The sequence below is a fragment of the Wenzhouxiangella psychrophila genome, from assembly GCF_042310375.1.
Taxonomy (GTDB): Bacteria; Pseudomonadota; Gammaproteobacteria; order Xanthomonadales; family Wenzhouxiangellaceae; genus Wenzhouxiangella.
Map to the genome: position 1 here is coordinate 412,846 of NZ_JBHJMQ010000003.1, position 13,519 is coordinate 426,364.

The 13,519-nt window shown below is 62.1% G+C and carries 13 protein-coding genes; 9 read left to right on the top strand and 4 right to left on the bottom strand.

All coding sequences use genetic code 11. The features are described from left to right. Nucleotides 1–3: 3 nt before the first annotated feature. From ACDC66_RS06550 to ACDC66_RS06560, 3 genes are all read right to left on the bottom strand, one after another. A complete protein-coding gene (locus ACDC66_RS06550) occupies nt 4–2,772 on the bottom strand; it encodes a valine--tRNA ligase (RefSeq protein WP_376695883.1) in 2,769 nt (922 codons plus the stop codon). Nucleotides 2,773–2,884: 112 nt separating this feature from the next. Next, nucleotides 2,885–3,286, bottom strand: a complete 402-nt coding sequence (locus tag ACDC66_RS06555) for a DNA polymerase III subunit chi (RefSeq protein ID WP_376695884.1) — start codon at nt 3,284–3,286, stop codon at nt 2,885–2,887. Between the two features lie 297 nt (nt 3,287–3,583). Then, nucleotides 3,584–5,077: a leucyl aminopeptidase gene (locus tag ACDC66_RS06560; RefSeq protein ID WP_376695885.1), complete on the bottom strand. Its 1,494-nt coding sequence runs from the start codon at nt 5,075–5,077 to the stop codon at nt 3,584–3,586. A gap of 84 nt (nt 5,078–5,161) precedes the next feature. On the opposite strand from ACDC66_RS06560, the gene lptF reads away from it, so the two are divergent. Together lptF and lptG are read left to right on the top strand one after the other, a co-directional pair. Then, nucleotides 5,162–6,229 (top strand): LPS export ABC transporter permease LptF, encoded by a 1,068-nt coding sequence (gene lptF / locus ACDC66_RS06565; RefSeq protein ID WP_376695886.1) that lies wholly within the window; start codon nt 5,162–5,164, stop codon nt 6,227–6,229. Further along, nucleotides 6,226–7,302, top strand: coding sequence for an LPS export ABC transporter permease LptG (gene lptG, locus ACDC66_RS06570; RefSeq protein ID WP_376695887.1), 1,077 nt, complete (start codon nt 6,226–6,228; stop codon nt 7,300–7,302). The genes lptF and lptG overlap by 4 nt, the downstream gene beginning before the upstream one ends. Before the next feature lie 186 nt (nt 7,303–7,488). Here lptG and ACDC66_RS06575 read toward each other — a convergent pair whose 3' ends face one another. Then, the gene (locus ACDC66_RS06575; protein WP_376695888.1) at nt 7,489–7,950 is read right to left on the bottom strand and encodes an RDD family protein; all 462 of its coding nucleotides are present in this window, start codon (nt 7,948–7,950) and stop codon (nt 7,489–7,491) included. Between the two features lie 181 nt (nt 7,951–8,131). Between ACDC66_RS06575 and ACDC66_RS06580 the strand changes: the two genes are divergently transcribed. From ACDC66_RS06580 to ACDC66_RS06610, 7 genes are all read left to right on the top strand, one after another. Beyond that, complete coding sequence (locus ACDC66_RS06580; RefSeq protein WP_376695889.1) at nt 8,132–8,899, top strand: DUF3450 domain-containing protein; 768 nt, start codon at nt 8,132–8,134, stop codon at nt 8,897–8,899. A gap of 5 nt (nt 8,900–8,904) precedes the next feature. Continuing rightward, nucleotides 8,905–10,254, top strand: a complete 1,350-nt coding sequence (locus tag ACDC66_RS06585; RefSeq protein WP_376695890.1) for a MotA/TolQ/ExbB proton channel family protein — start codon at nt 8,905–8,907, stop codon at nt 10,252–10,254. Beyond that, on the top strand, nt 10,238–10,762 hold the full coding sequence (locus ACDC66_RS06590; protein WP_376695891.1) for a MotA/TolQ/ExbB proton channel family protein: 525 nt from the start codon (nt 10,238–10,240) through the stop codon (nt 10,760–10,762). Before ACDC66_RS06585 ends, ACDC66_RS06590 begins: the two co-directional genes overlap by 17 nt. A gap of 31 nt (nt 10,763–10,793) precedes the next feature. Beyond that, entirely contained in the window at nt 10,794–11,201 is a 408-nt protein-coding gene (locus ACDC66_RS06595; RefSeq protein ID WP_376695892.1) for an ExbD/TolR family protein, read from the top strand. A 2-nt stretch (nt 11,202–11,203) separates the two neighbouring features. Next, a complete protein-coding gene (locus ACDC66_RS06600; protein WP_376695893.1) occupies nt 11,204–11,839 on the top strand; it encodes an energy transducer TonB in 636 nt (211 codons plus the stop codon). After that, nucleotides 11,836–13,110: a tetratricopeptide repeat protein gene (locus ACDC66_RS06605; protein ID WP_376695894.1), complete on the top strand. Its 1,275-nt coding sequence runs from the start codon at nt 11,836–11,838 to the stop codon at nt 13,108–13,110. Before ACDC66_RS06600 ends, ACDC66_RS06605 begins: the two co-directional genes overlap by 4 nt. Nucleotides 13,111–13,180: 70 nt before the next feature. Beyond that, the coding region (locus tag ACDC66_RS06610) for a hypothetical protein (RefSeq protein ID WP_376695895.1) at nt 13,181–13,519 on the top strand (339 nt) is incomplete at its 3' end.

Here is a 13,519-nt window from a genome sequence, read left to right on the forward strand (position 1 = left end):
CTCTTACTGCAGCTTGCCGAGCTTGTCGATCTGAGCTGACAGTTCGGACACTTTCGACTGATGCTCGCTCAGGCGCTGACGCTCCTTGTCGACCACATCGGCCGGGGCGTTGTCGACGAAGCGCTCGTTGGCGAGTTTCTTCTCGGCCTGGGTCAGGCCCTTCTGCTCGCGTTCGAGCTGCTTGTTCAGGCGCGCCAGTTCCTCGCCGATATCGACCAGGCCGGCCAGCGGAATAAGCAGGCGCAGATTGCCGGCCAGGGCGACCGCCGAGTCTGCGCTGTCGCGGTCGTCTCCGACGCGTTCGATTGATTCGATGCGCGCCAGGCGCTTGATCAGGGTGTCGAAGCGCTCGAGGCGTTCGTGGTCGCTCTCCTTGCCCAACTGGACCATCAGCGGCATCGGCTTGCCCGGGGCCAGGCCCAGCTCGGTGCGTGCTGACCGGATGGCGGAAATGACGGTCTTGAGCCACTCGGCGTCCGCTTCAGCGGCCTCGTCGATCACGCCGGCCTCGGGCCATCGGGTGGCCATGATGGTGTCCGCCTCGACGCCGGCCGGAACGCGCACGCGCTGCCAGATTTCCTCGGTGATAAATGGCACGAACGGATGCAGCAGCTTGAGCGTGGCTTCCAGCACGGTGGCGAGGGTGTAGCGGGTGGCCCGGGCGGTCGCCTCGTCGGCATCTTCGGCCAGGGCCGGCTTGGCCAGTTCGAGGTACCAGTCGCAGAACTCGTGCCAGACGAATTCGTAAAGCGCTTTCGATGCCAGATCGAAGCGATAATCGGCCAATGCCTTGTCGACTTCACTAATCGTGCAGCTCAGGCGCGAACGGATCCAGCGCGAAAGCACGTCGTAGTCCGTTTCGGCGGGGACCGGCAACGTCTTCTCGCCGGTGTTCATCAACGTGAAGCGCGCGGCGTTCCAGAGCTTGTTCAGGAAGTTGCGATAGCCTTCGCAGCGGCCCAGATCGAACTTGATGTCGCGGCCGTGGCCGGCCAGAGCGGCGAAGGTGAAGCGCAGGGCGTCGGCGCCGAAGGCGGGAATGCCGTCGGGGTATTCCTCGCGCGTGGCCTTTGCCACCGCCTTGGCCTTCTGCGGCTGCATCATCGAGGCGGTGCGCTTCTCGACCAGCGACTCGACTTCGATGCCGTCGATCAGGTCGATGGGGTCGAGCACGTTGCCCTTGGACTTCGACATCTTCTGGCCGTCGCGGTCGCGGATCAGGCCGGTGATGTAGACCTGCTCGAAGGGCACCTGGCCGGTGAAGTGCTTGGTCATCATGATCATCCGGGCGACCCAGAAGAAGATGATGTCGAAGCCGGTGATCAGCACCGAGGTGGGCAGGTAGCGGTCGAAGCCTTCCGATTCCATGCGCTGCTCGTCGGGCCAGCCCAGGGTGGAATGCGCCCACAGGGCGGAGGAGAACCAGGTCTCGAGCACGTCATCGTCGCGGTTGAGCTTCACGTCGCCGGACAGGCCGTTCTTCTCGCGTACTTCTTCCTCGCTGCGCCCGACGTAGAGGTTGCCGCCGGCGTCGTACCAGGCCGGAATCCGATGGCCCCACCACAGCTGGCGCGAGATGCACCAGTCCTGCAGGTTCTCCATCCAGTGGCGGTAGGTATTGATCCAGTTGCCGGGCACGAACTCGACCTCGCCGGATTCGACCGCATCAAGGCCGATCCGGCCGAGTTCGTCCATTTTCACGAACCACTGGTCGGTCAGGAACGGCTCGATGATCTGGCCGGACCGATCGCCGCGGGGCACCATAAGCGTATGGGCCTTTTCCTCGACCAGCAGGTCCTGCGCTTTCAGGTCTTCGATGACGCGCTTGCGGGCCTCGAAACGGTCCAGTCCGCGATAGGCCTCGGGCGCGTTGTCGTTGATCCCGGCGGTGGGCGTAAGGATGTTGATCGGCTCGAAATCGTGCCGGGCGCCGACTTCCCAGTCGTTGAAGTCGTGCGCCGGCGTGATCTTGACGCAGCCGGTGCCGAATTCCATGTCGACGTATTCGTCGGCCACCACCGGAATCTCACGCCCGGTCAGCGGCAGTTCCACGGTCTTGCCGACCAGGTCGCTGTAACGTTCGTCGTCGGGGTGAACGGCCACGCAGACGTCTCCCAGCATGGTCTCGGGGCGCGTGGTGGCGACGATGACATCACCCTGGCCGTCCGTGCGCGGGTAGCGGATCGACCAGAGCTTGCCCTGTTCCTCGCTATTGACCACTTCCAGGTCTGAAATCGCCGTCTGCAGGACGGGATCCCAGTTGACCAGGCGCGGGCCGCGGTAAATCTTGTCTTCCTCGTAAAGCCGCACGAAGGTCTCGACCACGGCCTCGGACAGGTCGGGGTTCATGGTGAAGCGTTCGCGCGACCAGTCAGCCGACGCACCCAGGCGGCGCATCTGCGAGGTGATGGTCGAGCCGGAGTGCTCCTTCCAGTCCCAGACCTTGTCGATGAATTCCTCGCGCGTATAGTCGTCGCGCTTGCCGCCTTCGGCCTCGATCTGGCGCGTGACCACCATCTCGGTGGCGATGCCGGCGTGGTCGACACCCACCTGCCACAGCGTGTCGCGCCCCTTGAGCCGCTGGTAGCGAATCAGTGCATCCATCAGCGTGTGCTGGAAGGCGTGCCCCATGTGCAGCGTGCCGGTGACGTTGGGGGGCGGCAGCAGGATGGTGAACGGCTCGCCCTCGCCGGAGGGCTTGAAGCAGCCCTTGTCTTCCCAGTACGGGTACCAGCGCTGTTCGATCTGATCAGGGTTGTAGGTTTTGTCCATGGTCTTCGGGATCTCTGTAGTCTCGAAGGTTTCAGGTTTCAGGATTCAGGTTTCAGGAAAGACCAATCGAAGTCCGCCCCTGAAACCTGAACCCTGAACTCTGAACCCTTTTTCACTTCAATACATGATGCTGCAATTCCGCCCCACGCTGCTTCCATGCTTTCCAGCGCTCCCTCAGCTTCTGCTTGAGCGACTCGTCCGGCGGCACGATTTCGAGGATGCGCTGGAAGCGGCCGCCGGGCAGGGGGGAAGCGGGATCCAGGTTGATCAGGATGCCGGCCTCGTCGGGCGCATCTTCGAGCAAGCGGATCGGCGCCTTTGTGGGGCCGCGCTCGTGCGGCAGGAATCGGCCTTCGGGCTGCGACCACAACTGCTCGTCGAGCCTGGTCAGATCGCCGGCGCTGCCGACGACGGCAATGTCGCGCGTCGCCGGCCAGGCCTTGGAGACCAGCACGCCGGCCACGTACAGCGGATCGGTAAACCGCCCGCCCATTTCGTAGAAATCCACTCTCATCCCTGGCTTCCTTTTTATCTCACACGCGCGGCCATTCTCCACTCAGCCGCTTCTTGCCTGCGGCAAGCCGCGACTGAGTTCCGAACTGCGCTGAGCCGCAGAGGAGCAGAGTACGCGGAGAAAGAACAAAAAGAAAAACGACCCAAACTTACTGTTCGCGGCCAAAATCGTATGTGCATCCTTTCCGCCCGGCTTGTTCTCTCTTTTCCTCTGCGTCCTCCGCTCCTCCGCGGCTCTGCGTGAGGCCAATCAGCAACGAGTCCAACGCAGCCGGAACATACAGGGACGCGTCGGACCTTAGTCGAGGGCGTCCCAGCCGCCGGCACGATTTACCAGCCAGTCGACCAGCATGCCCACGGGCCGGCCGGTGCCGGATTCGGGCTTGCCCCACTGCCACGCCGATCCGGCGCAGTCGATGTGGGCCCAGCGCTGGCCTTCGGCGAACCGCGACAGGAAGCAGCCGGCGGTGATCGATCCGGCCGGCATGCCGCCGATGTTCTTCATGTCGGCGAACGGCGAATCAATCTGTTCCTGGTATTCGTCCCACAGCGGCAGGCGCCAGGTGCGGTCGACCGAGCGCTGACCGGCCGAGAGCAACTCTTCGGCCAGTTCGTCGTCCTGCGTCATGACGGCGCTGGCGTGGTGGCCGAGTGCGATGACGCAGGCGCCGGTCAGGGTGGCCATGTCGACAGTCGTGTCGGGCTCGAGGTTCTGTCCGGTCCAGGTCAGGGCGTCGGCCAGGATCATGCGGCCCTCGGCGTCGGTGTTGTGAACCTCGATGGTCTTGCCATTCATGGCGGTGATGACATCACCCGGGCGGTAGGCCTTGCCGTCGGGCATGTTCTCGACCGCGGCCACCACGCCTTCGACGTTCATCGGCAGCTTCAGCCGGGCCACGGCTTCCATCGCGCCGATGGTGGCAGCCGCGCCGCCCATGTCGAACTTCATCTGCTCCATCAGGTCGCGTGGTTTGATCGAGATGCCGCCAGTGTCGAAGGTGACGCCTTTGCCGACCATCGCCAGTGGTGCGTCGCCGTCCTTGCCACCTTTCCAACTCAGGCGGATCAGCCGCGGGCGATTTGCGCTGCCGTCGGCGACCGCCATCAACGCGTTCATGCCCAGCTCACGCATCCGGTCTTCCTCGAGAATCTCGACCTCGAGGCCGCCGTGATCTTCGGCCATCTTTCCGGCGATCTCGGCCAGGTAGGCGGGCGTGCAGATATTGGGCGGCAGGTCGGCCAGGTCACGGGCGCGCTGCACGCCGGCGGCAATCGCCGCGGCCGTTGCGAGTTGCTGTTCGACGCCTTCCCCGGCCGGGAAGCTGACCGTGTCGGTCGCCGGCGGCGCGTCGTCCTTGGGCTTCTTGGTGGCGCTGTAGATGTAGTCGGCATACGCCAGGGCGATGCCGGCCTGGCGAACCTTCCAGTCGCTTCCGCGGTCTTTGACCTCGTGATCGGCCAGCAGGCAGTGAGCGCTGGTGGCGCGCGATTGTCTCAATGCCTTGCCGGCGGCCTTGACGGCCTTGTCGAAGGCCGCGCCGTCGAGTTTCTCGGACTTGCCGAGGCCGACGAGAAGCAGGCGGGCCGCCTTGATGCCGGGCACGGCGTGCAGCAGCACGGTCTGGCCGTTCTTTTCCGGCAGGTCGCCGTTTTCGTGCAGACGCGACAGAAGGCCGTCGCTGGCCTTGTCGATGTCGGAAAGCGGGCCGCTCAGGCCGGCTTCACCCAGTCCGGCAACGAGGCAATCGGTCTCGACCGCCGTGGCGGTGGCGTCAGTGGTTGTAAACTGCATAGTGTCCAGTGTCCTGCTCGAAAGAGAAACGTAGTCAATCATAATGCCAATCCACCATTGTAACCGTCGACGCCAGCCGCCTGAATGCTGATTCTCCAGCGCTACATCCTGAGGCAGGGCCTGCTGGCCAGCCTGCTGAGTCTGGTCGTTTTTCTCGGCGTGGTCAGCGCCCTGTTTCTGGCCGAACTTCTGGGCGAGGCAGCCCAGGGCGAGCTGCCCGGCGGCAGTGTCCTGCTCATGCTCGCCCTGCGCTTGCCTGAGGCGATCATGCTGGTCGGGCCGCTGGCTCTGCTGACCGGGCTGCTGATGACGCTGGGCCGCCTGCAGGAAGAAAGCGAGATGGTGGTCATGCGCAGCGCCGGCTTCGCTTACCGGCGTCTGCTGCGGCCGATTGTCGTGGTCGCCTTGTTGTGGGCAGGCGGACTGCTGCTGGTATCGGGCTGGCTCTCTCCCATGGCGGTCGAACGCTCGGCCACGTTGCTGGCCGATGCAGCCCGCAACGCGATGGTGGCCGGTTTGCGGCCTGGCCAGTTCGATCGACTCAACCACGGGCGAACGACGGTCTATGTCGGGGGCATCGATCGGCGCACGGATGAACTCAGCGATATCTTCATCCAGCACACGGAAGACGGAAGTACGCAACTGCTGACCGCCGACCGGGGTCGGTTGTGGCTGCCGGGTGAGGATGAGGGTCGATACCTCCTGCTGCGTAACGGCTATCAGGTGCAGCACGCCACCGACCCGCTCGCGGACGGGATTCGTGAAATGCGATTTGCACGCAATGAGCTCAGGCTACCGACCCCTGAACAAGCGTCCACCGATAGTGAATCAAGGTATCGCCTGCCGCAGCTTTGGCCGGCCGACTCCCCGAGCGAAAGGCGCGAATGGCACTGGCGCCTGGCCGCACCCATGGCCGGGCTGCTGCTGGGGCTGCTTGCCCTGCCGCTATCGAGTCGCAAACCGAGAAAAGGGCGCCATGCCAGCGTCGTAACGGCCCTGGTGCTTTACCTCGTCTACAGTAATGCCGTGCACGGCGGCCTGATCCTGATGGAGCAGCACGATGCAATGCGCGGGCCCGGGCTGTGGCCGGTTCACGGTGCGCTGGGCTTGCTGGTGCTCATGCTTTTCTGGCGGCACTGGAGGTCGTGGTGATTGCCGGTATATTCGGTCGTTACGTGAGCCGCACCGTGCTGGTGTGGGTGCTGATCGTCGCGGTGCTGTTGGCCGGTCTGTACACCCTGATCGAGCTCGTTCGCGAGGCGCAGGATCTGACCCGTGACTACGGGCCGCTGCAACTTTTTTCATACCTGGCCCAGACCACGCCCAGCCGGCTCTATGACATCTTTCCGTTCGCCGCCCTGATCGGCACGATGCTCGGACTGGGCGGGCTGGCGGGAACCAACGAACTGGTGGCGATGCGTGCGGCTGGCTACGATCGTGGACGAATCCTGGCCAGCGTGATGCTGGCCGTCGGCAGTTGCTTGATCGCGCTCTTCTTGTTGGCCGAGTTCGTGATTCCCGGGCTGGAGACGCGGGCCAACGCACAGCGCGATCAGTGGCGCAGCGGTCAGGTGCATCTGGGGCGTTTCGGGGCGCTATGGCTGCGCGACGGCAGCATGATGGTGCGCGTTGGCTATTCGGCCTGGTCGGATGATAACCGGCCGGATTTCGGGGATGTGCTGATCTATCGTCTCGACGAGGGCGGCATGCAGCCCGAGCTTGTATTGCAGGCCGACAATGCGACGCATACCGGCCAGGAATGGGTGCTCCGCGGCGTGGTCGAGCGGGGCGTGTTCGAAAGCGCGGATTCCCGAAGCGAGCCGTCAATGAGGCTCGACTCCACGCTCAGCTACGATCTGTTCTCCTCGGCCGTGAGCAAACCGAGGATGCTGGCCATCGCCGACTTGATGGGCATGATCTCCCTGCTCGATGCCAATAATCTCGATACCGGGCAGTATCGGCAGGCCCTCTGGAGTCGCCTGTTCTTCCCGCTCAACGTGCTGGCCATGATCCTGGTCAGTCTTCCGTTCACGTTTCGCGGCGCGAGACAGGGCGGTCGCGGCTTGAGTATTTTCGTCGGGCTGTCGCTGGGCCTGATGTTCTTCGTCATCAGCCGACTCATCCGCGGCACGGCCATGCTCTGGCCCGGCCCGTTGTGGTTGTTGATGATCCTTCCCGCGCTGTTCTTCGGGGTAATTGGGTTGGTGTTGCTCAGGCGGTTGTAGTGGCCACCCCCACCCCAAGGTGGCGTGAAGCATTTGCCTTGAGTCGATGGTCGGGATTCAAAATTCCAAATTTCAAGCACCAAGTACCAATCAAATCCGAATGACCGAAATCCGAATGACCTAAACGGGCAAGGTGTTGCAAGCCTGTTGGCTGAAGAGAGTTTTAGCGCCTGCGGCTCGGAGTTTCTATTTCTTCTCCTTGGGTATGACGACGAGGCGGGTCGCCGTGGCCAGGTCGTGCCAGGTTCGACGTTGCGGTTCGAAAACGCTCCAGAGGAAACCCAGGCCGGCAGCGGCGCCCGAGACCCCGGCGACGAGGAACCTCACGGCCGAGTTGGCCCAGCCGATGCGTTCGCCTGTTTCCGTCACAAGTGTCACGCGCCAGGCGCGCATTCCCACGGTCTGGCCGCCCATGCGCCAGCAAACTGCAAAGTAGGCCCACCAGGTGAACAGCAGGTAGGCCTGGAACCAGAGTGTGCCCGACTGAATGCCGGAGCCCGAAGGGATGACGACGAGGGCTGCCGCGACCATCAGCAGGGCGAGTACCAGCAAGGAGTCGTAAATCATTGATGCCAAACGGCGAACGAGTCCGCACGGCGTTGGGCGGCGGGAATCGGTGGCTTGATGCGGTGCTTTTTTTTCGGCCATGGGATTTGACGTCAGGCCTGGATACGGGTAGGTTCCGCATTCCGGCAATTCGATGCGGGTGCGCGCAGGCCTTTCGTCTTTCAATTCGAAGGTGTGCGCGGTATTCTAGTTCGGTTGCCGGTCTAGGCCAACGCCAAGACATTTGCAAAGCCACGAATCTCAAGCTATAGCGGATACGACAATGTCACTACACTCAACCCCAATTTCACGCCTGCTGGTGCTGGGCTCCGGGCTGATGCTCGGCGCCTTCGCCGCCCAAGCACAGGTGCTTGACCGCAGTATCGAAACCGAGAACCGGATCACGCGCCAGGCAGCGCAGACTCAAGAACAGATCAACCAGCTCGATGAAGAAACCCAGCAGCTGGTCAACGAGTATCGCCAGGTGCTCGCCGAGACCGATAGCCTGCGTCGTTACAACGAGCAAATGCAGGCGGTCGTCGACAACCAGGAAGAAGAGATTGTCTCGATCAACGAGCAACTCGAAGGCCTGCAACAGACCAACCGCGATGTCGTCCCGCTGATGATCGAGATGGCGGAGACGCTCGAGCAGTTGGTACGTGCGGACATGCCCTTCCTGCTCGAAGAGCGGGTTGACCGGGCCGAAACGGTTGTCGATAACCTGGATCGCTCGGATATCACCAACTCGGAGAAATTCCGGCTCATCATCGAGTCGTACCAGGCCGAGCTGGAGTATGGGCGTACGATGGAAGGCTATCGCGGCGCGCTGCCCGACGGCCAGCAGGTCGAGTTCCTGCGCGTCGGACGCACGCTGCTGTTCTGGCAGTCGCTGGACGGCCAATCCACCGGCTGGTGGAATCCGAACAGCCGCCAATTCGAGCAGCTTGACGATCGCTATCGCCTGCCCGTCAGCGACGGCCTGGCCATCGCGAAGAACCAGGTCGCGCCCGACCTGATTCGGCTGCCCGTGCCCGCCCCGGAGAGTGAATGATGACAATGAATAGAGTTCTTATTGCACTGCTGGCGCTGGCGATGCCCTTTGCGGCCAGCGCGCAGGACACCCTCGACGAGCTGCTGCAGCAAGTCCAGCAGGCGGCTCAGGAAGAACAGCGCATCGACCAGCAGCGCCTGCAGCGCTTCATCGACGAGCGCGACAACCAGCGCCAACTGCTCCAGGAAGCGCGCGCCGAACTGCGTGCCGAAGAGGAGCGTTCCGATCGCCTGCAGAACGACTTCGACGAGAACGAGATCGAGCTGGTCGAACTCGAAACGACGCTGGATGAGCGCATGGGCAATCTCGGTGAGCTGTTCGGCGTGGTTCGCCAGGCCGCCGGCGACATGCGCGGCAACCTGCGGGACTCCATGACCAGTGCGCAGCTGTCCGGACGTTCAGAGTTCTTCGCCGAGCTGGCCGAGGCGCGCGAGTTGCCGACCGTTAGCCAACTTCGGCAGATGTGGTTCGAGATGGTTCGCGAGATCACCGAATCCGGCAAGATCGTGGAATTCGAATCCGACATGATCAACGCCGATGGCGATCTGGTTGAGAATCGCCAGGTGGTTCGTGTCGGCGTGTTCAACGTCGTCTCCGACGGCAAGTTCCTGCAGTGGGACGGCGACCAGGGGCTGCTGATCGAACTGCCCCGGCAGCCGGCCGGTCGTTTCCAGAGCATGGCTCAGGACCTCCAGCAGGCCAGCGGAGACGAAGTGGTCGACATGGCCATTGACGGCACGATGGGCGCTATCCTGGCCCAGGTGGTGCGCTCACCGACGCTCGGCGAGCGTATCCGTCAGGGCGCCGAGGTTGGTTACGTGATTATCGCCTTGGGTATCTTCGGCGTTCTGTTCTCGCTGTGGCGTGGCATCGTGCTGACGATCAAGGGCAATGCCATCAAGCGCCAGGTCAAGCGCGACGAGGCCGACGAGGGCAACGCTCTGGGCCGCGTGCTCAAGGTCTACCAGGACAATCCGGACCAGGATGTCGAAACGCTCGAGCTCAAGCTCGACGAAGCTATCCTGCGCGAAACCGCGCCGCTGGAGGCGGGTCTGCCGCTGATCAAGGTCATGTACGTCGTGGCCCCGCTGATCGGCCTGCTCGGTACGGTTGTCGGCATGATCGTGACCTTCCAGCAGATCACGCTGTTCGGCACCGGCGATCCGCGCATGATGGCCAGCGGTATTTCGATGGCACTGATCACCACCGTACTGGGTCTGACGGTTGCCATCCCGCTGACGATACTTCACAGTCTGCTGCAGAGCCGCAGCCGTTCGCTGATCCAGATCCTGGAAGAGCAATCGGCCGGTATCATCGCAAGACTCGCAGAGCGTCGCCATGGTAGCGCTAGCTAATTTCTTCGAATCGATCCGCGGGTTCATAGAGCTCGGCGGGGACGTCCTCTGGGCGATCCTCGTCGTGCTCCTGATGATGTGGACCCTGATCATCGAGCGCTACTGGTACTACTTTCGCGTTCTGCCGTCGCGTCGCAGGGAAATCCTCGACCAATGGCAGGAGCGGAGGGATCGCCAGTCCTGGCACGCCAGCCGGATCCGTGAAGAACTGATCAATCGGTTGGCCCAGGAAATGCAGCGCAATATTCGAACCATCCAGACGCTGATTGCCGTATGTCCGCTACTGGGACTTCTGGGAACGGTGACCGGCATGGTGGCGGTCTTCGACGTCATGGCTTTCTTCGGCACGGGCAACGCCCGCGCCATGGCCGCCGGCGTCTCGCAGGCCACCATACCCACCATGTCGGGCATGGTCGCGGCCCTGTCGGGCCTCTACTTCGGTTCTTTCCTGGAGCGCAAGTCGGAAGTCGAGGCCGAGCGTCTCGAGGATTTGCTCCGGTTCGACTGACAACAGGCGTCGTAAACAGGTTTAGCAAAACATGGCACGCAGACACGCAACCAAGGATGAACCGGAAATCAACATCACGCCGATGTTGGATATCGTGTTCATCATGCTGATATTTTTCATTGTCACAACCTCGTTCATTCGTGAAACCGGGGTCGAGGTCAACAAGCCCACGGCATTGACCGCGGAACCTCGACCGCAGGGCAATGTTCTAATTGCTATACGAGAGAACGACGATATCTGGATGAACAAGCAGGAGATCGAGCTTCACGAAGTGCGTTCCGAAGTTGAGAGAGCGAAGGCCGAGAACCCGGAATCGGCGGTCGTGCTGATTGCCGATCGGGGCGCTCGAACGGGTATGCTCGTGGAAGTCATGGACCAGGTCCAGGCCGCGGGCATCAATCGCATCTCGGTTTCGGCCGAGCCGGAAGGCGGGAGGTAATCATGAATCCCGGAATTCGATATGCCGTAGCCGTCGTGCTGGCCATCGTGGTCACGCTGGTGACCTTCTACGTGATGCATCTGCTTATCTCCGGTGATCCTGGCGATCGTGAGGACATGGAGCCGCCGCCGGGCATCCGTTTCGGTCCGGTGGAGATCGACGAGACCGTGGAGACGCGTGACCGCCGCCGGCCGCCGCCGCCGCCGCCGCCGGAAGAGCCGCCCCCGCCGCCGGACATGGAAATTGCGGAAATGGAGCAGCAGGTTCAGGATATGCCGGACATGGATATGCCGGATCTCGACCTCTCCATGAGTGGGTCGGGCCCGTTCCTGGGGAATATGAGTCAGGGCGATCGCAACGCCGAGGGCGATGTGGTCCCGCTGGTGCGCATTCAGCCGCAGTATCCGCGTGATGCCGCCGTGGCGCAGATCGAAGGCTACGTGACGATACGCTTCACCATCGACACGACCGGCTCAGTTCGTTCGCCTCGAGTGATCGACTCCGATCCGCCCCGCGTTTTCGACCGCGAAGCCATTCGCGCCATCCTGCGCTGGAAGTTCAAGCCGCGCGTCGTTGACGGCCAGGCGGTGGAACGCCAGGCGACCCAGACCATCGACTTCACCCTGGATCAGACATGAACAAGATTGCCAACACGATTGTGCTGTCGACACTGTTCGCCCTTTCCGGCCACGCTCTGGCCCAGGAAACGGTTGCCGGCTATGAATGTGGCGTCGAGCGCGACGTTTCTGCCGGCGGTCTGACCGAGCGGACCTACAACCGCCTCAGCGACGTCTATGAACAGATCGGCGAGGAGCAGTACGAGGAGGCCTTCCCGGCCCTGGAGAGTTTGCTGGAGCGTAACGAACGCGATGACTATGCCAGCGCCACGATCCTGCAGGCAATGGCCTTCGTTCGTGCGCAGCAGGAGCGCTACGATGATGCGATCGACATGTTCCAGCGCGCGATCGATCTCAATCGGCTGCCCAACAACCAGCATTACGAAATGATGCTGCAGGTCGCGCAACTCCAGTACACGATGGAGCGCTACCAGGACGCGCTCGAGCAGCTCGACATCTGGTTCTGCGTCACGCCCGATGACCAGCAGAACAAGGTCACTGTATGGGTGATGAAGGCCAGCATCCATGCCCAGATCGAGGAGTTCCGAAACGCCGTTGAGGCGATCGATCGCGCGATCGCGATGTCCGATGACCCGAAGGAAAACTGGTATCAGCTCAAGCTGGGCATGCACTTCGAACTCGACGAGTTCAATGAAGCCGCCGACGTTCTGCAAATTCTCCTGCAGATGAGCCCGGAAAAGAAGGACTACTGGGTTCAGCTGGCGTCCGTGTATGTGCAGCTTGATCGCAACCGTGATTCGATGGCCGTACTTTCCCTGGCCTGGCGCAAGGGCCTGCTTGAGCGGCAGACCGAGTATCAGCAGTTGGCCAGCCTGCAACAGGAATTCGATTTCCCGCGCAAGGCTGCGGAAGTGCTGCAGGAAGGCCTCGAGAAGGGCATCGTCGAGAATACCCGCCGCAACTGGGAAATGACCGGGGGCGCCTGGTACGAGGCAAGAGAGCTTGAAAAGGCGCTTGAAGCCTACGAGCGAGCCGGCGGCCAGTCAAGCGACGGCGAGATCGATCTCCAGCGCGCCTTCATTCTTACCGACCAGGAACGCTGGGAAGAAGCCGAAGAAGCCCTCAATCGCGCCGTCGATCTGGGTGGTCTTTCGGATAACCAGACCGGCAATGCCTGGCTACTGCTTGGAACGGCTCGCTACAACCTTGGCGATACCGAAGGTGCAATTGACGCCTTTAACGAGGCGACGGATTATGGCAGAGTAGAAACTGCTGCGAGGGAGTGGATCAATCATATCCGCAATGAAGACTCTCGCCGGGCGAGTAGTTAGATAATCCTGATCACGACCCAGGGAGGTCAGCATCATGCAAATCAACGAAGAAAGCCAGCTGGAACAACAGGTGCCTGAGCAGGGAACTGCGGCGGCATCCACTCCGGCGTCGCCTGGCGCACCCGCGCCAGCAGCCAAGAAAGCGGCGAAGAAGAAGGCTTCCAAGAAGAAGGCCTCCAAGAAGAAGGCCTCCAAGAAGAAGGCTTCCAAGAAGAAGGCTTCCAAGAAGAAGGCTTCCAAGAAGAAGGCTTCCAAGAAGAAGGCCTCCAAGAAGAAGGCTTCCAAGAAGAAGGCCTCCAAGAAGAAGGCTTCCAAGAAGAAGGCTTCCAAGAAGAAGGCTTCCAAGAAGAAGGCTTCCAAGAAGAAGGCTTCCAAGAAGAAGGCTTCCAAGAAGAAGGCTTCCAAGAAG